Genomic DNA, 21,523 nt, shown 5'->3' with positions numbered 1-21,523 from the left:
TTTGGTGTAATTAACTAAATCATTCTAATTTTAAATTATACCCCAGTTGAAAGTATATTGGAATCAGTGGTTCTGTTTTAAAATCCTGGGTAATTATTTTTCCCAGTCGTAAAGTAAGATCCGTTCGCCGAAAGGAATATCCGGCTTGTATGCCATAGTTGAAATTGCCTCCCGTTGCAGGTTCGTACCAACCGTTTTTTACGTTGGGATAGACTTCTTTATAAACGGCCGAATTTTTAAAATGAGTCACAATCGCTTTGTCAAAACCAAATTCTCCGGCCACAAACCATTTTGGTTTGTAATAGCCGATAATCGCAGTTGCATCGGCGCCAAAATTTTGTAAGGTGACTAGCGGATTTTCGTATCGACGATAAATTCCGTGAATCGCAGCATTAAAGCGGAAATGATTCAGTTGGTAAAGATTCAGTTGTCCACCAATTTTACTTTTAAAATCATCCGGTATTGTTTCGCCTGATGGCAAGGAAAAAGAAGCTTCGACTACAATTGGCAGTTTGGTTTTGAGATGGTAACCGTAAGCAAGTCCGTAAACAAAACTATGTTCCCAGCCCGCATTTATATTTAGAATGTGCTTTTGATTCTCTTTAAGATTTTCCCAGTTTATAACTTGAGAATAGGTTTTGGTTAGGAAAAGAGATAAGATAAAGGTAATTAGTACTAGTAATGTTTTCATCGTCTGGTTATTTTAGTGTGTTTAAATAGTTCAACACTAGCGGATGTACATTTTCCCATTTGAAGTAAATCATCTCGTGTCCCGTTCCTTTTACTTCGGCTATGGCGGCATTCGGAAAAAAAGCGGCTTCTTTTTGAGCAAAAGACAAACCGTACGATTGATTGAACTCACCGTATAAAAAGAGAACCTTGGTTTTATACTGACTTAGATTTGTTGTAAAGTCAAAACCATCATTTTCGGCGATATCAGTGAAACTTTCTAAAACCGTTGTTCCGATTCTCCAAAAAGGCGATGGGCCTGGAATGCCTTCTTTGTTGCCTTTTGCATAGGAGAAACTGGTAGAAATGCCAAATTTGTAATCGAGAATCTCATGCTGGTTTTCTTTTCCCGTCAAGAACTGATCAACATACAGTAAATTACTGGTGGCCTCAGAGAATAATTTTATTTTCCGGCTCATTTCGCCATAATCGTCTAATAGTTTTTTGTTTAAACCTCCCGGTTCTGCCAGAATAACACCATTGATAGCAGCTGGGTATTGGTTGACATAGGCCGCAGCGAGCATGGCGCCCCAGGAATGTCCAAAGAGAAATATTTTTTGAGTACTGGTTTTTCGGTAATATTTTATGACCTCGGTAAGATCATCAAGTACAAGGGGAATAGAGTAGGTGTTTTTGTCGTGTCTTTTAGATAATCCGGAACCTCTTTGATCGTAGAAAATCACATAATAGCCTTCGTTGGCGAGCTGTTTTACATTCAGGCCATTTCTATAATCAGAGCCGGGCCCGCCATGCAGGAAAACCAGCATGGGGTTGTTGGGATTTCCGAAAGCCTCAGCGTGCAGCTGCGTTCCGTTTACAAAAATAGAAGGGATAGAGGCATCCTGATCGACGGTTTTCGGAACTAAATTTCCAGGTCCCTGAATGTCATTTTCATTTTCGCATCCAATAAAAAAGAAAATTGAAACAGCGATTACGGCTGAGTAAAGTACTTTGGTTTTCATTGCATAAATTGGTTTAAATTTCTGCAAAGATGCGCGGTGGTACTATGCTGGTCGCCCCAACTTGTAAGGTGGTTCTAGTTTAAAACGAAAATTATTTTAAATATTCAGAAGGAGAAAGCCCGGTTTCTTTTTTGAAGTTTCGGTTGAAAGCCGTTTTCGAATTAAAGCCACATTCCAATGCGACAGATAGGAAAGTGAATTTTTGATTTTCGGGTAAACGGATTGTTTTTTTAAACTCCTCAACACGTTGGGAGTTGATGTAATCGTAAAAATTTTTTTGTTCGGCCGAATTGATGACCTGCGAAAGGGTATTGGGATGAACGTTTATCTTCTGTGCCAGTTCGGTTAAAGTTAAGTCGGCATTTTTATAGAGCTTTTCATCGTTCATAAGCTGAGTCAGCTTTTGATGAATGGTTTGAAGTTCTGTGGCGGTGAGACCTGATTTTTCGTATTTAATTTTTTCAGATGGATGGGCAACAGCAGCTTTTTCTGCTACTGAAATAAGAGTTTGATTGTTTTCGGAAAAGGGTTGATTCGTAAAAATCCCAACTTGTTTGACACCGAAATACCCAATAAAAATCAAATAAAAAACTACAACTGAAAAAATATACTGATCGTCAGAGAAAATGACTACGAGCCAAATGATGCTGGATCCGATGATTAAATAGCGCAGCCAGGTCAGGTTAATTTTTTCGGTAAACGAAAATTGATTGTTGATGTTCTTGCGGTGTTTTACGAGTTTCTGCAAGGAAAGTAAAGCATAAACAATTCCCGAAAGTAATATTGCGGCATACAAAACAGTATTCAGGACCTCGTAGCCTTTTCCTTCATTTTTGAAAACAGTCACTTTTTCGTCGAAAGGCAAATTGTAAAACGGAGTCAATACCAGAAAGGCAATTACAAAAGGAATAAAGTGTAAAAGATTGAATTTTTTATACCGATTTTGGTTCGTTAGAGCCGAAGTGTATAAAAATAAAAAGGGTCCCTGAACTAAAGGCATTGGAAGTTCTACTCCCAGAAAAAAGGGGAAGTCGCTATAATCATTCTTGTAATGAAGATAGAACAGGAATAAATGAAAGCTGGTAAAAAACAACCAGAGTGCCAGAATCTTATCGGCCTCGGTTTTGTTCTTTTTGCTTGCCAGTACAACAACCAGAAAAAAGGTGATTATAATGCCGGTTAAATACAACATACGGGTTTTGATTATAAATTAAATCGGTTGTTGGAAATATCAGGCAAGATAATTTATTTTGTTCAATTATCTGAGGTCGTGGTGTTTCGTAAAGATTATTGTTTTTTGAATTAGTAAGATATAATGGCAGGGATATTACTCTTCCTTAGGTGTTTCTTTAGACGTTTCGGCATGAATGTCTTTAAATTCCTCGTACCATTTTTCAACAGAAGGGTAAACGAAAGCTGCCACTTTTTTAACCGGATTGTAAAAAATCGAATGGTCTAATGTTTCTTTTTTGGCAAAAGTATTGTTGAAATTGATTTTCTCAAAAAGAGCGATAAAAATACTCAGAATCAGAATGGTTTTTAAAATTCTGAAAAAGCCTCCGCCCAGTTTATTCGCCCATCCCAGAAAAGCAAAATCGGCAATTCCGGTAAGAATTTTGGCTAAGAAGTAAACGCCTATAACCACTAATATGAAAGTCAGAATGAAAGCGGTAATTTGTATCGTATTCGGATTCCATGAAACGTGTTTCATGATAAGCTCTTTCATAAAAGAAGAGAATTTAAGGGCAATATAAATTCCCAACAATAAAGAAATGAAAGAAGCAACTTCTACAAAAAGTCCGTTTTTAATTCCTTTATATAAGCTAAAAGCTAAAAGAGCGGCCACAATTATATCAAAAAAACTCATATTTGGGTGTGTTTAAAAAAGCGCAAAGATATACTTTTTTAGGTTCGGAGGTTCAGAGTGGCAAAGGTTCAGCCGTTTTTTGGAGTTCTCTTTTTCTAACTGTTTAATTTTTTTAGGTGCAATGTCTTGAACTATGTATCTTTGCAAATCAAAATTTAGAGTTAAGATTGTAGTTCTGTCCCCTTCAGAATTGAATTTTTCAGCAATCTAAGATCTAAAACCAACCATCAAAAATCATACAATGTCTAGAGATACACAACTAAAAGAGCGATGGGAAAAGCTCGTCGATATACTGTCTAATCAATTCTCGCAAGGAGAAGATCTTGATTTGGATGCTATAATTTATTTAATCGGAGTTCAGGAACTCGGAAAAGTACACCGCGAATTCAAAAAAGATGAAAAATTAAACCTGATGCACATCGCCATTTGTCGATTGTTAGAGCCATACGGGTTTTACGAATTTGATTTTTTTGATGCCGATGGCTGGCCGCATTATAAAGTAAAAGAAGAATTACCGTCGTTAAAAGCAGGAGAACAATCGGTTTTGATGAAAGAAGCCATTGTGAATTATTTTTTAGAAAGAGAACTTATTGACTAGTTTTTAGTTGCGGTCCCCATTTTTGTAAATATAGTTCACCGAAAACTGCAATTTCGACTACTAACTTTCAACTAAAATTACGTAAATTTGCACCTTCAAAGCAAGACTGATGATAGACAAGATAAAAGAACATATAGAGGAAGCCAAGGCCTTTAATGATAAAAATAAAGAATCTTTAGAGCAATTCCGTATTAAGTATTTAGGGAGTAAAGGTTTGTTGAAAGAGCTTTTTACAGAGTTCAAAAATATTCCAAATGACCAGAAAAAAGATTTCGGACAGGTAATAAATACTTTAAAATCGGTTGCCGAAGAAAAAGTAAGAGTTATTCAGGAAGAGCTGGAAAGCAAACAAGAAGTAAAAGGAGTTTTTGGTGATTTAACACGTGCGGCAGAGCCAGTAATTATTGGTTCACGTCACCCGATTTCAATCGTTAAAAATCAGATTATTGATATTTTTGCCAACATTGGATTCAATGTTTCCGAAGGTCCGGAAATCGAAGACGACTGGCATAACTTTACTGCTTTGAATTTACCGGAATACCATCCGGCGCGTGATATGCAGGATACTTTTTTCATTCAGACAAATCCTGATGTGTTGTTGCGTACGCATACATCATCTGTTCAGGTGCGTTATATGGAAAATCATAAACCGCCAATCCGTACCATTTCTCCGGGACGTGTATTTCGTAACGAAGCCATTTCGTCACGTTCACACTGTATTTTTCATCAGGTAGAAGGTTTGTACATTGACAAAGATGTTTCATTTGCTGATTTAAAACAGACTTTGCTTTATTTTACAAAAGAAATGTTCGGAAAATCTAAGATACGTTTACGTCCGTCCTACTTCCCGTTTACAGAACCAAGTGCCGAAATTGATATTTATTGGGGGCTAAAAACCGAAACCGATTACCGTATCACCAAAGGAACTGGCTGGCTGGAAATTGGTGGTTGTGGAATGGTGGATCCAAATGTTCTTAAAAACTGCGACATCAATCCGGACGAATTCAACGGTTTTGCTTTCGGAATGGGAGTAGAGCGTATTGCAATGTTGCTGTATCAAATTGGTGATATTCGTATGTTTTACGAGAATGATGTTCGTTTCTTAGAGCAGTTTAAAGCAAATATTTAGGAGCTATTTCCTGCTGTCCGCTGTATCTTTTGTTTTTTAAAGAAAAAAAACAAAAGGATGCCGCTTCCATCAGGGCTATGACTTTACGTTATAAATTACCTTTATAATAAACAAACCTTTGTTGAAGCTTCTGGCTTTGACAAAGGTTTTTAAAATTTAATAGATGAAAAAAGACATAACAATACCGGAAGTAGAAAATGTATTCGTAGCCGCCGTTCAGGAATGGAGCGATGATTTTATGGAAAAGGTTTGGTACGCCTACCTGGTAAACGACAGTGATTTTAATCTAGACAGCGTTATGGTCGTTTCAAAAGCATTTGGAACAATCGATGGAGAGATGAAAAAAACGTCTGTACTGCGTCATGCCTTTGTTGAGGTTCCTGCAGTTTCAGTAGTCAAAATCGAAATGGTCGAAAAGAGTTTACTGGTATTAAACAACGAGTTTATGGTAACGTTCTTTATTGGAAATACTTTGTACGACAAGAAATTTACTTTTAAATCAAACCTAATCAACGAAAATGATACCGAGGAAGTGCCTATCTTGTTTGTTGAGGGGATTATGGTGAAATAGATTATAGAGGCAAGATTGTAGAGCCAAGACTATAGAGCATAGAGTAATATAGACTGGAAAGTGCAAACCTTGTTTACGAGATAAAAAAAGAGTCAAGATGAATTTTAATTCTGTCCTGACTCTTTTTTGTTTTAATATATAGAAATCTAAACTCTTACTTCTATAATCTTGCCTCTATAATCTATCTTCTAAGAAAAAACTTAATCCAAAGACTCCGTTAATTTCTTGAAAACCGATTTCGCATCTTTACCTTCGTATAAAACAGCGTAAACAGCATCGATAATTGGAGTTTTAGCACCGTAACCCTGATTTAGTTTATAAGCACTTTTAGTGGCATAATATCCTTCGGCAACCATGCTCATTTCCATCATGGCACTTTTTACTGTGTACCCTTTTCCAATCATGTTTCCGAACATTCTGTTTCTTGAGAACACAGAGTATCCTGTAACTAATAAATCGCCCAAATAAGCCGAATCATTGATGTTACGTTTCATTTTGTGCACTTTTCGGATGAACTTTTTCATCTCGCGAATTCCGTTACTCATCATAACCGACTGAAAGTTGTCTCCATAACCTAAACCGTGCGCAATTCCTGCTGCGATAGCGTAGATGTTTTTAAGCATTGCGGCATATTCGGTACCAATAATATCATCCGAAATTTTGGCTTTGATGTAATTTCCGGATAAATGTTTTGCAACAACCTGTGCTTTATCAGGATCTCCGCAAGCAATGGTTAAATAGGAAAGTCGTTCTAATGCTACCTCTTCGGCATGACAAGGACCTGTAATTACACCAATGTTGTAGTAGGGAATGTCGTACTGAATGTGAAAATGTTCTCCAACGATCAAACTTGTCTCAGGAACGATTCCTTTAATCGCCGAAAAGATGATTTTGTCTGCCAGTGAAACTGTTAGATTCTTTAATTCACCATCTAAAAAAGCAGATGGAATTGCAAAAATCACATAGTCGGCATAAGCGACAGCTTCATTAATATTGTTCGTCAGTTTAAGTTTTGTAGTGTCAAATTCAACCGAACTTAAGTAGTTTGGATTGTGTTTGTATTTCTGTATGTGCTCGATAGCAGCATCATTACGCATGTACCAGGCAATTTCTGAAAGATTTACGCATAACATCTTTGCAATTGCCGTTGCCCAGCTTCCTCCTCCAATTACTGCAAATTTTAAATTTTCGCTCATTATTTTAATAATTTAAAGCAAAAGTACTTAATAATGTAGTAATAATACAAAATCTCATTTAAGAAATTTAGAAACCGCCATTAAATACAATGGTTTCCAGAAGGTTTAAAATTAAAAAGAAAATATTTTCAGGTCTGTACAATAAAAAGACAATCAATACGTTGTAACTATTTATAAATTAGAATTTAATGAGTTTAGCAAGAATTGAGTTAGTTAATTTTGTTTTAGTATTGTAAAAAGGCGTTCCCCGAAAGTGAGAACGCCTTTTTTGTAAAACTCCAAATGAGCATAAAATTTGGAATTTGGAATTTGTATTTTTTTATTTGGAATTTATACCTTAGTAGCTCATTTCAACAATCGATTTTACTTTTTCCAGCGTAATCAATTGTTTTTCTCCCAAACCTTTCCAGCCTCTTTCATTAAAACGATTTACGATAAAATCGGCTGTTTTGCTATAATCGTCGGTGTATTGTGAGAGCTTAGTATCCATTCCCATGGTATGGAAAAAAGCAACGGTTTTATTGATTGCTTCTTTTGCCACTTCATCATCAGAACCCGTTAAGCTGAAAATTCTTCGGCCATATTGTGCGAGTTTTTCTTTTTTCGTATCAAACATTATTTGGTACAAACTAGGTCCGATAATCGCCAAAGTTCTGGCATGATCAATTCCGTACAAAGCCGTTAATTCATGACCAATCATGTGGGTGGCCCAGTCCGAAGGAACTCCTTTTTGGATCAGTCCGTTTAAAGCCATTGTACAGCTCCACATAAAATTAGAAGCCAAAGCATAGTCGGTTGGATTCTCAACTACTTTTGGGCCAACTTCAATTAGAGTCTGTAAAATTCCTTCGGCAATGCGGTCTTGTAAATAGCCTTCGTGCGGGTAAGTCAGGTATTGCTCCATTACGTGTGTATAGGCATCGACAACACCATTTTGCAATTGTCTTTTAGGCAACGAAGCAATGACAGTTGGGTCGCAAATTGAAAATTTAGGAAAAAGGGCACTTCCGCCAAAAGCCAGTTTTTCCTGTGTTGCTTCGATGGTAACAACAGCTCCCGAATTCATTTCGCTTCCCGTTGCAGGTAAAGTCAAAACAGTTCCGAAAGGAACAGCGTTTTCTTTAATAAGTAAACGTTTTTGCAGAATATCAATCGGATCTCCGTCGAAATTTACAGCCGCTGAAATGAATTTTACCCCGTCGATTACTGAACCGCCACCAACAGCTAAAATGAAATCAATTTTTTCTGCTTTAATAACAGCAACCGCTTTCATTAAAGTTTCGAAATGTGGATTGGGTTCGATTCCGCCAAATTCTACAATATCAAAACCCTTTAAATGGTTGATGACTTGTTCGTGAATTCCGTTTTTAAAAATACTTCCACCACCATAAGCCAGTAAGATTTTGGCATCTTTAGGAACCAGAGTAGAAAGTTTTTCAATTTGTCCTTTTCCGAAGATTAAATTCGTCGGATTGTATAATTCAAAGTTTAGCATTTTTTTTAAGTTTCTAAGATGTTAAGGCGCTGAGGTACTAAGTTTTTTTGTTTATAATCTTAGTAATTCATAACCTTTATCATCTTTGTTGTTTTAATTGTTGTATTTTTAAGTTTCTGAGGCGCTGAGGTACTAAGGTTCTAAGTTTTTTTTGTTAAGTACCTAAGAACCTTAGTATCTCAGTACCTTAGTCCCTCAGCCCCTTTTTTACTTTAACTGTTGTAATAATTTTCCAGCCACTAATTTAGACGAGGCCGGATTTTGTCCTGTAATTAAAAGACCGTCTTGTACGGCATATGGCTGCCAGTTGGCTTCTTTCGAAAACTTGGCGCCATTTTTTGTCAAAGCATCTTCGAGTAAAAATGGAACTACTTTGGTTAGCCCCACAGCTTCCTCTTCGGCATTTGTAAAACCGGTAACATTTTTGCCTTTCACTAAAAAGACACCGTTAACTTTTACGTTTTTTAAAACTGCCGGAGCGTGACAAACAAAGGCAACAGGTTTTTTATGAGTGTAGAAAGATTCGATCAAAGCAATCGAGTTTTTATCTTCTACCAGGTCCCAAAGTGGTCCGTGACCTCCCGGATAAAAAACAGCATCATAATCTTTCTGGTTGATGGTCGAAAGTTTATGGGTATGTTTTAATTTTTCCTGTAAAGTTTTATCGGCGTCAAAACGTTTAGTGTCTGCGGTTGCCGATGCCGGATCGGCACTTTTTGGATCAATTGGCGGCTGACCTCCTAAAGGCGAAGCAATGGTGATTTCGACACCCTGATCTAATAGTTCATAATATGGTGCAGCGAATTCTTCTGACCAAAATCCGGTTTTCTCTCCGGTATTCCCCAGTTTATCGTTGCTGGTTACAACAAATAGTACCTTTTTGGTACCTTTTTTTGTTGATTTTTGAGCTATAGCAGAGGTGCTAAAAGCACTGAATGCTATAATCGTAAGTAAGGCTATTTTTTTCATAAGTTTAAATTTTGATCAAATTTACGGTTAAAGTGATATCAGTAAAAATAAAATAAACTATGTTTGTTATAAATATATTTATGTCATGGTGAATCTGGAGTGGTACAGAACCTTTAAGGCTGTATATAAAAACGGAAATTTTTCGATCGCTGCAAAAGAGTTATTTATGAGTCAGCCTGCAGTTAGCCAGCAAATCTCAATGCTGGAAGCCCATGTTGGGAATAAATTGTTTAACCGAAAGTCAAAAGGCGTAGAACCAACGGAATACGCTAAGTTACTCAATAATTTAATCATAGATGCCCTCGACCGGCTTGAAAATGTAGAGAGTACTTTTCGCGCAAAAGCAGAAGATGCTACCCGATTAATTTCGGTTGGTATTTCGAGGAATCTTTTTAATTGTATTGGAAATCTGCTGATCTCTAAGTTTGATTTAATCGATTTTACTTTTGCAGAAAACGATGTGCTCTTTGAGTTAGTGGATGCTAAAAAACTTGATTTTGCAATCACCACAAAAAGGTATGATACGTTTGATACGATTTATGAAATCGTGGGAAAAATTAAGCTAATCATGGTGGCGCCGGTGCGTTTGGATGCGACTGAATTTCGTCAGAAACTGAAAGCGGATAATTATACCGCAGTAGAGCAGTGGCTGAATGAGCAAAAATGGTACAGCCATGATGCAAGAATTCCGCACATAAAACTATTCTGGCTGCATGCTTTCAATAAAAAAAGGCCGTCGATGGTGCCAAATTATATTATTCCCTCTGAATCTGAAATGCTCCGAATGTTATCCGATAATGAAGGAGTTGCGGTTACCTGGAATTGCAATGCGAGAAAATACATTACAGAGAATAAACTACAATTGTTATGGAACAGTTTTCATGTACCGGAAGAGTATGTGTATCTGCTGACCGCTAAAAACAATAATTTGAATTCGTTTTTTGAAATTATTTCCAAAGAATTAAAATTGTTTTTTGGTAACCGATTATGATGAAAATCATTGTTTTCTGTATTTTTATAGAATAATTTTGATAAATAAATTCTTAAATAAAAATAAAAATGAAAAAGATAGTATCAATTTTAATGCTTGCTCTGGTGTTTTTTGCGGCGAACTCCTGCAGCAAAGACGACGCTGAGGAGATTGTAGATTGCCTGGGAGAAGCAATTTTTGTAAAACTACATAATTCAACTGATGCTACTAATCCGAAATTAATGAACTACTCCGTTGGTTATAGCGGAACCGGAACTTTAGTGGGGGTAAAGTGGACATTTGGCGACGGTACCACCGGAACCGGGACCAGTACTACACATATTTACCCGGCAGCAGGAACGTATGAGGTGAAAGCAGAGGTTACTGTTGCAAAAAATGGTGCAGATTGTACGTCTATTCCAAAAAGAACAGTAACAATAAATTAGACAGGCAGAAAGAAAAAGGATAGTGATGAGAGTCAGTTTTATGATTTATTGCTCAGGCGATAGATTATAAAATTGGCTCTCATTCGTTATATTTGTGAGATATGATTTTTTAGATATGGAGAATTTTCAAAATATTCGGATTGCGGTTGATGCCATTGTGTTTGGATATAAGAACAACAGTTTGTATGTCCTTTTAATTGAGCAAAAGTTTGGCTCTGCCGAAAAGTATTGGGCTTTGCCGGGCGGTTTAGTAAAACACGATGAATCTTTAAGTGAAGCGGTTATCAGAGAGCTGCACGAAGAGACCAATGTTCGGCTTACTTATATGGAACAGCTCTATACTTTTGGAGATGATATTAACCGGGACTCCAGAAATCGTGTCATTTCGGTTGCCTATTATGCTTTAGTAGACGCTTCAGGTCTGGAAATTAAGGCTGATACCGATGCCGAACGAGTGCAATGGTGCAAAATAGACGAGATTCCCGCTCTGGCTTTCGATCATAATTTAATAGTAAAAAAAGCGATCGCAAGACTAAAAGCAAAACTGACTTATGAACCGGTGGGCTTTGATTTACTTCCACAAGAATTTCTATTTTCCGACTTAGAGAATCTTTACTGTACCATTTTGGAGAAAGAAATTGACCGTCGAAATTTCAGAAAGAAGATACTCAGTTATGGCTTTCTAGATCAAACCGATCATTTTTCGCCCGTAAAAAGCGGCCGTCCTGCAAAACTTTTTAGGTTTAATGATTTGAAATATAAAGAGTTAATCGAGAAAGGCTTTCACTTCGAAATAAAGTTTGCGTAAATTTTACACAAAATAAATTGTTTAATAAATATATTGATCTATATTTGCGTATAATTAACGCAAACTAAAAAACTATGATACTTAACTTAGACCCAAAATTCACTCCAATTCTTAATACAGAAGAAATAAAATTCCAAAGCTTTACATTTTCAGGAGGAGAGCCTCATATCAAAATTAACCCTGATTTTGATCCTACACAAAAAGTAACCATTACACATCGATTAAATTCATTCAACGATTTAGGTTTATTGTGCATCACAGTAGACGCGCTGCGCAGAATGGAGGTTAAAGTAATTGATTTGTTCATTCCGTATTTCCCGGCAGCCAGACAGGATCGTGTAATGATTAAAGGCGAATCTTTATCTGTAAAAGTATATGCTGATATCATCAATTCGCTTCAGTTGAATAAAGTGTTTGTTTTTGATGCGCACTCTGAAGTGACTCCGGCATTGGTAAACAATTGCGAAGTGATCCCTAATCATACTTTTATAGCAGAAGTTTTAAAAGTAATTGGTGAAAACGTAAAATTAATTTCTCCTGATGGTGGCGCTTTAAAGAAAATCTACAAAGTTTCTGAATTTCTGGGTGGTATTGATGTGGTAGAATGCAGCAAAAGCCGCGATGTAAAAACCGGAAGATTATCTGGTTTCAAAGTATATGAAGACGATCTAAACGGAATGGATTGTTTAATTGTGGATGATATTTGTGACGGAGGAGGAACTTTCGTAGGACTGGCCGAAGAGCTAAAAAAGAAAAATGCAGGAAAATTATACCTGGCCGTAAGCCACGGAATTTTCAATAAAGGTTTCGAAGTTTTAAATTGCTTCGACGCTATTTTTACCACCAATTCCGTAAAAGATTTCGAAGGCGAAAGCGTTCAGGTGATTGGATTGGATCAATTAGTTTAAAAAGTTTCAAGTTACATAGTGAACCTGAAACTTGAAACCTGAAACAAAAAAACAAAGAAATCACATCTTTGTTTCAATAACAGAAAACATGAAATACAATATAAATACCATAGTTCCGGAAAGTAAATTTTTATTTTTTTGGGGACACCAGCCAACAAACGACGGAAGCATTTCGAAAACCTGTTTCAGTCAGTGGTGGTTAAGTGCTTTTACCGTTGATAACGTGACTTACAAAACTGCCGAACACTGGATGATGGCTAAGAAGGCTGAATTGTTTAAAGATAACGAAGTTTTAGCAAAAATTATTAAAGCCAATTCTCCTGCCGAAGCTAAAAAGTTAGGACGAGAAGTGAAGAATTATAATGAAACGCTTTGGTTAGCTGCCAGATTTGACATTGTGAAAGAAGGTAATTATCATAAATTCAGTCAAAATCAAGAACTAAAAACTTTTTTACTAAATACGAAGGACAGAATTATTGTAGAAGCCAGTCCGGTTGATGCCATTTGGGGAATTGGTATGGCTGGTGATCACAAAGATGTTTTGAATCCCGCTAAATGGAAAGGCTTGAATTTGTTAGGTTTTGCTTTGATGGAAGTTAGAGATGAATTGAGATAGGTATAGGTTATGAAAATAGAAATTCTAAAAGGGGATATCACTGAAATTCAGATTGACGCAATTGTAAACGCAGCGAATACTTCACTATTAGGCGGTGGCGGAGTCGATGGTGCTATTCATAGAAAAGGTGGAAAAGCTGTTTTAGAGGAATGTATTCAAATTCGAAACAAACAAGGCGGCTGTAAAGTGGGCGATGCTGTACTAACAACAGCCGGCGATTTGCCTTCAAAATATGTGATTCATACCGTTGGACCTGTCTGGAATGGAGGTAAAAGTCTGGAAGTCGAATTGTTGCAAAACTGCTATTGGAGTGTTTTAGAATTGGCGATCGCGAATAATATAAAAACAATTGCTTTTCCTAATATAAGTACTGGGATCTATAAGTTCCCAAAGGACCTGGCGGCCGAAATCGCGATTAATACCATCAATAATTTTGAGTTAAAAAATCAATTCGAGAAAATTGTTTTTGTTTGTTTTGATGAAGAGAATTTCAGAATTTATACTGATAGAATAGAAGATGATTTCGATTATAAAATTAAATCAGGTTTGTTTGGTGTAGCTGTTGGTGATGCGCTGGGTGTTCCGGTTGAATTTAAAACAAGAGAGATTTTAAGAGAAAGCCCTGTTTTAGATATGATGGGGTATATGTGTTGGAATCAGCCTCCGGGAACGTGGAGCGATGATAGCTCATTGACTTTTTGTACTGCCGAAAGTTTGTGTACGGGCTATGACATAGAGAACATGGGGCAAACTTTTGTAAAATGGATGCAGGAAGGGTACTGGGGAGCGCACCACAAAGTATTTGATATTGGAGGCTCAACAAGATATTCTTTAGCGAGAGTGGTAAAAGGGGAATCTGCCAGATTTTCGGGTAATTTTTTTGAAGAGGATAATGGAAATGGTTCTTTGATGAGAATTTTACCTTTAGTCTTTTATCTTAAAAACGAAAAAGATATCGAAGTCATTTATAAAAAAGTAAAAGAAGTATCGTCTATTACCCATGCCCATTTTAGATCAGGATTTGCCTGTTTTATCTACATTGTGTATTGCTTAGAACTTTTAAAAGGCAGTGATAAGGTAGTGGCTTATACAAAGATGAAGGATATTCTTGTCGAATCTTTAAAGGACAAGAAATATAGTCCTCTTGAACTTCAATTGTTTGATAGGATTTTAAAGAATAATATAGCGGAATATCCCGAAAATGTAATCCAGTCGTCAGGTTATGTTCTTCATAGTTTAGAAGCTAGTTTATGGTGTTTTTTAAATGGGGACTCCTACGAGAAAACCGTTTTAAAAGCCGTAAACTTAGGTGGAGATACCGATACAACCGCTGCTATCACAGGAGGTTTGGCAGGTATTTATTATGGAATTGACAACATTCCTCAAAAGTGGATTTTGGGAGTAGCAAGAAAAAACGATATTGATGATTTGTGTGAACGATTGTCTTTAACGTTAAAAAATTAAAAAATATGAATGAAAAAATAGCAAAAAGTGTGAGTAAATTTCTGAGTCTGGTACTCAGACACTCACCGGAAACGATAGGTTTAAAATTAGACGAAAACGGTTGGGCAGATGTAGAAGAGCTAATTACAAAATGTTCCCAAAAGGGAAACAAATTAGACGTCGAACTTTTGGATTATGTGGTAGAAAGCAATGATAAAAAACGTTTTGCTTTTAATGAAGCCAAAACAAAAATCAGAGCCAGTCAGGGACATTCGATTTCGGTTGAGCTGAACCTGAATGAGGCCGAACCTTCAGAGTTTCTATACCATGGAACAGTTGGAAAGTTTATGGAAAGCATAAAACGTGAAGGTTTACAAAAAATGAGCCGCCAGCACGTACACCTTTCCAAAGACAAAGAAACGGCGATAAAGGTGGGGAGCAGACGAGGCGTTCCGCAGATTCTGACTGTTAGAAGCGGTGCCATGTACAAAGACGGATTTAAATTTTATTTGTCCGAAAACAATGTTTGGCTGACTGCTGAGGTTCCGGCAAAATACATAGAATTTAAATCGTAAAAGTATCAGCCGCCATTTTTAAATTATAAAACACAACTCATTATGATACTAGAAGCAGCAATAGGCGATGCATACGGTGCAGGTTTTGAATTTCGGGATTTGGATTTTATTGCTCAAAACAATCATTTAACCCAATATCATAAACACGGACTTTATATCGAAATTTACAAAAGATATACAGACGATACTCAGATGGCAATTGCAATTTCAGAATTGCTGTTAGAGGACGAGAACTGGAACGAAGTAAAAGTGGCCGATAAATTTGTTGAGGTCTTTCACAGAGATAAAAGAAGAGGGTATTCCGACAGAGTTTACAATGCATTGGACGCCAGTAAGAGTGGAATTGATTTCATCAAAACAATCGATAAAGGAAGTAGCGGAAACGGTTCTGCCATGAGAGCTTATAGTATTGGCTACTTAAAAGATATTGATCAATTGATGCAGTTCTGCGAAATTCAGGCAAGAACTTCCCATTATACAGTCGAAGGGATCAGTTGTGCGAAGCGTATTGCGTTGGCGGTTCACTACTTCAAATACAATTTAGGGGATGGATCAACTTTGATCCCATTTTTGAATGAAACGCTAAAGGAAAATGAAACCTACAGGATTACTTCGCCAATTGATATGCACGGTTATCCAACGACGCAAGCGGTCATTAAAATCGTTTCGGAAGCCACTTCTATGAAAGATTGCCTGAAAACAAGTATAGATTATGGTGGAGATACCGATACGGTTGCCGCCTTATGCATGGCGATTTTGAGTAAAAAAGAAAACTGCGATAAAACTTTACCTGCATTTTTGTACGAAGGTCTAGAGAATGATACATTTGGAAAAGACTTTCTAATAAAATTAGATACAGCTCTCGATAATAAGTTTAATTAAATCATGAAAAGAACCTTTGTTTTTGGTGATATTCACGGCGGATTAAAAGCATTAATTCAGTTATTGGACAGAATTGACTGTTCAGAGACGGATCGGTTTGTTTTTCTGGGAGACTATGTAGACGGCTGGAGTGAATCAAAACAAGTAATTGATTTTCTTATTGATTTATCTGAAAAACAGGAGTGTATTTTTATCAAAGGAAATCATGATGTCTGGTGTCAGGAATGGTTAGAGGATGAGGTTATAAACGATATTTGGTTTTTGCACGGAGGAAAATCGACCATAGAGAGTTATGTTGGTATTGAACGTTCAGAAAAAGAAAAACACCGTCATTTTTTCCATACCATGAAAGATTATTTTGTAGACGAAAACAACAATTTATTCATTCATGCCGGTTTTTCGTCGATGCATGGTCCGGAGAAAGAACATTACAAAACTAATTATTCGTGGGATAGGACGTTGTGGGAAATGGCTTTGACAATGGATAAGAGAATTCAAAAAAATTCGCTTTCCTATCCGAAAAGATTATTACTTTATAACGAGATTTATATTGGTCACACGCCAACCCTTCATTATGATATAGAGATTCCAATGCAAGGTTGCAATGTGTGGAATGTTGATACCGGAGCTGGTTTTTATGGTAAATTAACCTGTCTTGATGTCGAAACAAAAGGATATTGGCAAAGTGATATCGTGCAACAGCTTTATTCAAATGAAAAAGGAAGAAATAAATAATATAAAAATAACTAAGAAATTTTATGAACCCATTATTATTAACCGACGGTTACAAAGTTGACCACAGAAGACAATATCCGGATAAAACCACACTAGTATACTCCAACTGGACACCAAGAAAATCAAGAATCGAAGGTTTGGAAGAAGTTGTGTTTTTCGGATTGCAATATTTCATCAAAAAATATATTATTCATGATTTTGAAGCCGATTTTTTTAAACAGCCGAAAGAGGAAGTGGTTAAAAAATACGCTCGCAGAATCAATAATTATTTAGGTGAAAATCAGGTTGGAACCAAACATATCGAAGATTTACACGATTTAGGATATATCCCAATGGTATTTAAAGCGTTGCCAGAAGGGGTAAGCGTACCTTTAAGAGTGCCAATGTTTACCATGTACAACACACTTCCGGAGTTCTTCTGGCTGACGAATTATTTTGAAACCTTATTGTCTGCAGTAGTATGGCTGCCTTGTAATTCTGCTACGATTGCTAAAGAATATCGAAAAGTATTGGACAAATTTGCCGAAGAAACCTCTTCTGCTCCTGAGTTTGTAGACTGGCAGGCACATGATTTCTCTATGAGAGGAATGGGTGGAATTGAAGCTGCAATTACTTCTGCTGCCGGACATTTGTTGAGCTTTACAGGTTCAGACACCATTCCGGTAATTGACTTTTTTGAAGAATATTACAAGGCTAATTCGGATACCGAATTAATCGCAGGTTCGGTTGCGGCAACAGAGCATTCTGTAATGTGCATGGGAACGACGGAAGGCGAATGCGAAACTTTCAAAAGATTGGTGACAGAAGTATATCCAAAAGGAATCGTTTCTATCGTTTCGGATACCTGGGACTTATGGAAAGTGCTTACCGATTATTTGCCGCGATTAAAAGAAGATATCGTTGCCAGAGAAGGTAAAGTAGTGATCCGTCCTGATAGTGGAGATCCGGTGGATATTATTTGCGGTAATCCAAACGGAAAAAACGAAGAAGAGAAAAAAGGGTAATTGAGCTGCTTTGGGACGTTTTTGGAGGCGCTGTTAATGCAAAAGGATATAAAGAGCTTATTCCTCAAATTGGGGCTATTTACGGGGATAGTATTACCGTAGCCAGAGCAACTCAGATTGGCGAAAGATTAAAAGAAAAAGGTTTTGCTTCTACCAACGTTGTTTTAGGAATTGGTTCATTCACGTATCAATACAACACCAGAGATACTTTTGGTTTTGCGATGAAAGCCACCTATGGAGAAGTAGACGGAGAAGGAAGAGCTATTTTTAAAGATCCGATCACAGATGACGGAACTAAAAAATCAGCCAAAGGATTGATGAAAATTGATTTGATTGATGGTGTATATCATTTAACGGATAATGTTTCGTGGGAAGAAGAAAAACAGGGCGAATTGAAAGAAGTTTTCAGAGATGGAAAACTTTTAGTAGATCAGTCTTTAGCAGATATTAGATCTCGGGTTAAAATTAATAGTATTGTTGCAGATACTTATTAATTGAATTACTAAATCCCCGAGGGATGATATATCAATAGTTTTGATGATATTCCGCTGGAGTTGTTTATAAAGCAACTAGTATTTTAAAAAAAAAGCCTGAATTTTCAAATTCAGGCTTTTTTTTTGTGATTGTCGTCATGTTTTTTAGCAACAGTATTTTGCTCTTAATTCTTTTGCTTCATTATCAGAATCATATCCAATTAATAACAATCCTTCCGTGCATTCCATTCTTTTTTCTTTAATCAATTTCGCAACGAATAACTCAAATTTTGTGTAGGAGCGGTGTTCTGTATTTATTAAATTCAAATACTTTCTTTGATATGGAATTTTTTCATTGGTAATAATGTCCAATAAAGCTAATTGCAGTTCATCAATATGTCTTTCAGAATCTAATTTGAAATTTAGGGAGATTTTTTCACCTTCATAATTAAAAGAAATCAAGTTGTTTATTCCGTTGCTGTATAACGGACCATATCTTGTGTTTTCGTTTCTTTGACCAGAATAAGAGTTTCCGTATAGAATTAAATTTTCTATTTTATTATAGTGATATTGTTTGGCATCAATAACTAAAAAATCATCTTCAAAGGAAATTGTTCCTATAAAAGATCCATTTAGGTTCTCATATTCGTTGAGCCTGATAGCGCCAGCAATGAAATAAATTATAACAGGAATGATAAGCAAATAATACGCATATTTTGAAATCTTAAATCCAAATGAAGTTTCTATAAATACAAGCAATAATACATACAAAACACTAGCAATTAAAGTATAATAAGTTAGTTTTTCAGATAAAGTAAAATCAAATTGTTTGGGTTTCTTTGGATAAAAAATCGAAGCAGAGAAAGACATTTACTTTTTATAAAAATTATTGTGATCGATATATTCCCAAACTTTTGGAGGCAACAAAGGTTGAATGTTTTTTCCTTCTTTAATGCTGTTTCGGATAAAGGTAGAAGAGATCTCTACAATCGGAGCATCAATAATATGAACTTTTGGATGCGATTTTAATTCGATATTTTCCTCTTCCTCTGAAATTCTGGGATAAACATAAATATCATAATCCGCTAAAAGAACCTCGTAGTTTTTCCACTTGTGAAGCGTTTTCAAATTGTCTTCTCCCATAATTAAAGAGAAGTCATGCGTTGGGTACTTTTCATGCAGGTGAACCAACGTATTAACGGTATAATTGGGTTGGGGTAATTTGAACTCTATGTCTGAAGGTTTTATTTTTGGATAATCTTCCGTAGCTAAATAAACCATTTGCAAACGTTGATGATCGTCTAATAGGGTAGACTTCTTTTTAAGCGGATTGTGTGGTGTAACGACCATCCATATCTGATCTAAATCGGCAAACTCGGCCATATGGTTGGCAATAATTAAGTGACCAACATGAATGGGATTATACGTTCCGAAATAAAGGCCTATTTTCATAAGTGTTTTGTTTCACAAAGATTCGCAGAGTTCTGGCAGAGATTCACGAAGTAATTTATAAAATTTTGGTGAATCTCTGAGTTTTTCTTTGTGAATCTTGGTGTAATAGCTATTTGTTTACAAAATCTTTTACCAATTGATACGCTTCTTCTTTAGCGGTATCTAAATCGTAATTTTTGATAATCGTATCAAATTGCGGTGCCGTTGCCAGTTCAACCGAAGCTTTTGCAATTCGCATGTTTATTTTGTCATCACTTTCTGTAGAACGTTGTTTTAGTCGGCGTTTTAGTTCGTCAACACTTGGTGGTTTTACAAATACCGCTAAAGTTTGTTCCGGAAATTTGTGTTTGATACGCAGTCCGCCGGCCACATCAATATCAAAGATTACATTTTTTCCTAAAGCCCAGATTCTTTCAATCTCCGATTTTAAAGTACCGTAAAAATTATCGCGATACACTTCTTCCCATTCCAGGAATTCCTCTGCTTTAATGTGCTTTTTGAATTGTTCCAACGAAATAAAATAATAATCCTTTCCGTGTTCTTCCTCTCCGCGTGGTTCGCGTGAAGCTGCCGAGATTGAAAATTCTAAATTTAAATCTTCTTTCCCTAATAAATGCTTTACTATAGTTGTTTTTCCCGATCCCGAAGGTGCTGAGAAAACAATTAATTTTCCTTTATTCATTAATTTATGCTTTAGGCTTTAGGCAGTACGCTTTAAGCTCTCTTACTTTATGTTTTTTTGCTTATAGCCTAATGCTTAAAGCTTAGGGCTTTTAAAGTACATTTAAAACCTGTTCTTTGATCTTTTCCAGCTCATCTTTCATCATTACAACCAATTTTTGCATTTGTGCATGATTCGATTTTGAACCCATGGTATTGATCTCGCGACCCATTTCCTGAGTGATGAATCCTAGTTTTCTACCATTGGCTTCTGTACCTTTAATAGTTTCAAGGAAATAATCTAAGTGATTGGTTAAACGAACTTTTTCCTCGGTAATATCAAGTTTTTCCAGATAATAAATCAATTCCTGCTCGAAACGATTTTCATCCACATTTACTTTTAATTCTGAAATAGCAGTTTGTAAACGGTCTTTAATGGCTTTTACACGTTCCGGATCAAGTGCCAGAGCGTCGTTCATATATTGACGGATATTCGATATTCTAAGATTGAATTCTTTTTCAAGAGATTCGCCTTCGTCTTTTCTGAAAGTCAGAATGTTTTCTAAGGCTTCTTCAATGATTCCCTGGATTTGCTCCCAGTCATTTTCGTCAATTTCTTCACGTTCTGTTTTTAGCGTATCAGGCATGCGAACGGCCATCTTCATTAGTTCAGTTTCGTCGGCATCCGGGTAAACTTCTCTTAGCTGAGCAATGTAGTTTTTTACAACAGGAACATTTACTTTAGTTGAGGTTTGTTCAGAAGTACTTTCAACGTAAATTCCGAAATCAATTTTTCCTCTTTCTAGTTTGGTAGAGATTTGAGTTCTTAAACCTAATTCCATTTCGCGGTAAAGCGAAGGCATTCTAACATTTAAATCTAAACCTTTGCTATTTAAGGATTTTACTTCAACGGTAATTTTTTTTGTAGGCAATTGCAAAGAAGCTTTGCCAAACCCTGTCATAGATTGTATCATATAATTGAGTATAAAGGCGCAAAGATAAATAAAAGTTTGCAGTGTTTGGCTGTAAAATGCT

Annotated in this window: 23 protein-coding genes and 1 pseudogene; 13 read left to right on the top strand and 11 right to left on the bottom strand. The window is 36.3% G+C overall.

Translation table 11 applies throughout. The features are described from left to right. Positions 1 to 19 precede the first annotated feature (19 nt). The 4 genes from OLM61_RS06770 to OLM61_RS06755 form a co-directional block, all read right to left on the bottom strand. On the bottom strand, positions 20 to 691 hold the full coding sequence (locus OLM61_RS06770; RefSeq protein WP_264525635.1) for a hypothetical protein: 672 nt from the start codon (positions 689 to 691) through the stop codon (positions 20 to 22). Between the two features lie 7 nt (positions 692 to 698). After that, the gene (locus tag OLM61_RS06765; RefSeq protein WP_264525634.1) at positions 699 to 1,691 is read right to left on the bottom strand and encodes an alpha/beta fold hydrolase; all 993 of its coding nucleotides are present in this window, start codon (positions 1,689 to 1,691) and stop codon (positions 699 to 701) included. 91 nt (positions 1,692 to 1,782) lie between these two features. Beyond that, positions 1,783 to 2,883: a helix-turn-helix domain-containing protein gene (locus tag OLM61_RS06760; protein ID WP_264525633.1), complete on the bottom strand. Its 1,101-nt coding sequence runs from the start codon at positions 2,881 to 2,883 to the stop codon at positions 1,783 to 1,785. Between the two features lie 135 nt (positions 2,884 to 3,018). Then, complete coding sequence (locus tag OLM61_RS06755) at positions 3,019 to 3,558, bottom strand: CvpA family protein (RefSeq protein WP_264525632.1); 540 nt, start codon at positions 3,556 to 3,558, stop codon at positions 3,019 to 3,021. 241 nt (positions 3,559 to 3,799) lie between these two features. Between OLM61_RS06755 and OLM61_RS06750 the strand changes: the two genes are divergently transcribed. The 3 genes from OLM61_RS06750 to OLM61_RS06740 all read left to right on the top strand — a co-directional run bounded on the left by OLM61_RS06750 (position 3,800) and on the right by OLM61_RS06740 (position 5,856). Then, the gene (locus OLM61_RS06750; protein ID WP_264525631.1) at positions 3,800 to 4,156 is read left to right on the top strand and encodes a hypothetical protein; all 357 of its coding nucleotides are present in this window, start codon (positions 3,800 to 3,802) and stop codon (positions 4,154 to 4,156) included. A gap of 109 nt (positions 4,157 to 4,265) precedes the next feature. Next, complete coding sequence (locus OLM61_RS06745) at positions 4,266 to 5,285, top strand: phenylalanine--tRNA ligase subunit alpha (RefSeq protein ID WP_173965092.1); 1,020 nt, start codon at positions 4,266 to 4,268, stop codon at positions 5,283 to 5,285. Between the two features lie 163 nt (positions 5,286 to 5,448). Then, entirely contained in the window at positions 5,449 to 5,856 is a 408-nt protein-coding gene (locus OLM61_RS06740) for a hypothetical protein (RefSeq protein ID WP_264525630.1), read from the top strand. 200 nt (positions 5,857 to 6,056) lie between these two features. Here the strand turns inward: OLM61_RS06740 and OLM61_RS06735 are convergent, their stop codons facing one another. From OLM61_RS06735 to OLM61_RS06725, 3 genes are all read right to left on the bottom strand, one after another. Continuing rightward, positions 6,057 to 7,052, bottom strand: a complete 996-nt coding sequence (locus tag OLM61_RS06735; protein ID WP_264525629.1) for an NAD(P)H-dependent glycerol-3-phosphate dehydrogenase — start codon at positions 7,050 to 7,052, stop codon at positions 6,057 to 6,059. A gap of 337 nt (positions 7,053 to 7,389) precedes the next feature. Next, complete coding sequence (locus OLM61_RS06730; protein WP_264525628.1) at positions 7,390 to 8,547, bottom strand: iron-containing alcohol dehydrogenase; 1,158 nt, start codon at positions 8,545 to 8,547, stop codon at positions 7,390 to 7,392. A gap of 207 nt (positions 8,548 to 8,754) precedes the next feature. Beyond that, positions 8,755 to 9,516, bottom strand: a complete 762-nt coding sequence (locus OLM61_RS06725) for a type 1 glutamine amidotransferase domain-containing protein (RefSeq protein WP_264525627.1) — start codon at positions 9,514 to 9,516, stop codon at positions 8,755 to 8,757. Between the two features lie 85 nt (positions 9,517 to 9,601). Here OLM61_RS06725 and OLM61_RS06720 point away from each other — a divergent pair, with 85 nt between their 5' ends. From OLM61_RS06720 to OLM61_RS06670, 10 genes and pseudogenes are all read left to right on the top strand, one after another. Further along, the gene (locus OLM61_RS06720) at positions 9,602 to 10,507 is read left to right on the top strand and encodes a LysR family transcriptional regulator (protein WP_264525626.1); all 906 of its coding nucleotides are present in this window, start codon (positions 9,602 to 9,604) and stop codon (positions 10,505 to 10,507) included. Between the two features lie 68 nt (positions 10,508 to 10,575). Next, a complete protein-coding gene (locus tag OLM61_RS06715) occupies positions 10,576 to 10,932 on the top strand; it encodes a PKD domain-containing protein (RefSeq protein WP_264525625.1) in 357 nt (118 codons plus the stop codon). A 115-nt stretch (positions 10,933 to 11,047) separates the two neighbouring features. Beyond that, positions 11,048 to 11,740, top strand: a complete 693-nt coding sequence (locus OLM61_RS06710; RefSeq protein ID WP_264525624.1) for an NUDIX hydrolase — start codon at positions 11,048 to 11,050, stop codon at positions 11,738 to 11,740. Positions 11,741 to 11,814: 74 nt separating this feature from the next. Continuing rightward, a complete protein-coding gene (prs, locus tag OLM61_RS06705; protein ID WP_264525623.1) occupies positions 11,815 to 12,648 on the top strand; it encodes a ribose-phosphate diphosphokinase in 834 nt (277 codons plus the stop codon). 88 nt (positions 12,649 to 12,736) lie between these two features. After that, positions 12,737 to 13,264 carry an NADAR family protein gene (locus tag OLM61_RS06700; RefSeq protein WP_264525622.1) on the top strand — a complete coding sequence of 176 codons (528 nt, stop codon included), beginning with the start codon at positions 12,737 to 12,739 and terminating at the stop codon, positions 13,262 to 13,264. Positions 13,265 to 13,273: 9 nt separating this feature from the next. Next, on the top strand, positions 13,274 to 14,728 hold the full coding sequence (locus OLM61_RS06690) for an O-acetyl-ADP-ribose deacetylase (RefSeq protein ID WP_319800545.1): 1,455 nt from the start codon (positions 13,274 to 13,276) through the stop codon (positions 14,726 to 14,728). A gap of 5 nt (positions 14,729 to 14,733) precedes the next feature. Beyond that, complete coding sequence (locus OLM61_RS06685) at positions 14,734 to 15,282, top strand: RNA 2'-phosphotransferase (protein WP_264525621.1); 549 nt, start codon at positions 14,734 to 14,736, stop codon at positions 15,280 to 15,282. Positions 15,283 to 15,324: 42 nt separating this feature from the next. Continuing rightward, positions 15,325 to 16,164 (top strand): ADP-ribosylglycohydrolase family protein, encoded by an 840-nt coding sequence (locus OLM61_RS06680; RefSeq protein ID WP_264525620.1) that lies wholly within the window; start codon positions 15,325 to 15,327, stop codon positions 16,162 to 16,164. A gap of 3 nt (positions 16,165 to 16,167) precedes the next feature. Continuing rightward, complete coding sequence (locus tag OLM61_RS06675) at positions 16,168 to 16,899, top strand: metallophosphoesterase family protein (RefSeq protein ID WP_264525619.1); 732 nt, start codon at positions 16,168 to 16,170, stop codon at positions 16,897 to 16,899. A gap of 23 nt (positions 16,900 to 16,922) precedes the next feature. After that, positions 16,923 to 18,397, top strand: a pseudogene (locus OLM61_RS06670) (nicotinate phosphoribosyltransferase). Positions 18,398 to 18,541: 144 nt separating this feature from the next. Here OLM61_RS06670 and OLM61_RS06665 read toward each other — a convergent pair. The 4 genes from OLM61_RS06665 to OLM61_RS06650 all read right to left on the bottom strand — a co-directional run bounded on the left by OLM61_RS06665 (position 18,542) and on the right by OLM61_RS06650 (position 21,462). Next, positions 18,542 to 19,246, bottom strand: a complete 705-nt coding sequence (locus OLM61_RS06665) for a hypothetical protein (protein WP_264525618.1) — start codon at positions 19,244 to 19,246, stop codon at positions 18,542 to 18,544. Then, positions 19,247 to 19,828, bottom strand: a complete 582-nt coding sequence (nadD, locus tag OLM61_RS06660; RefSeq protein WP_263362154.1) for a nicotinate (nicotinamide) nucleotide adenylyltransferase — start codon at positions 19,826 to 19,828, stop codon at positions 19,247 to 19,249. A 109-nt stretch (positions 19,829 to 19,937) separates the two neighbouring features. Continuing rightward, positions 19,938 to 20,510, bottom strand: coding sequence for a guanylate kinase (gene gmk / locus OLM61_RS06655; RefSeq protein WP_263362153.1), 573 nt, complete (start codon positions 20,508 to 20,510; stop codon positions 19,938 to 19,940). 91 nt (positions 20,511 to 20,601) lie between these two features. Beyond that, positions 20,602 to 21,462 carry a YicC/YloC family endoribonuclease gene (locus tag OLM61_RS06650; RefSeq protein WP_264525617.1) on the bottom strand — a complete coding sequence of 287 codons (861 nt, stop codon included), beginning with the start codon at positions 21,460 to 21,462 and terminating at the stop codon, positions 20,602 to 20,604. Between the last annotated feature and the right edge of the window lie 61 nt (positions 21,463 to 21,523).

The organism is Flavobacterium sp. N502536 (assembly GCF_025947345.1).
Taxonomy (GTDB): domain Bacteria; phylum Bacteroidota; class Bacteroidia; order Flavobacteriales; family Flavobacteriaceae; genus Flavobacterium.
The sequence above is the reverse complement of the archived record's forward strand: the minus strand, read 5'-3'. Positions and strand labels throughout refer to the sequence as shown.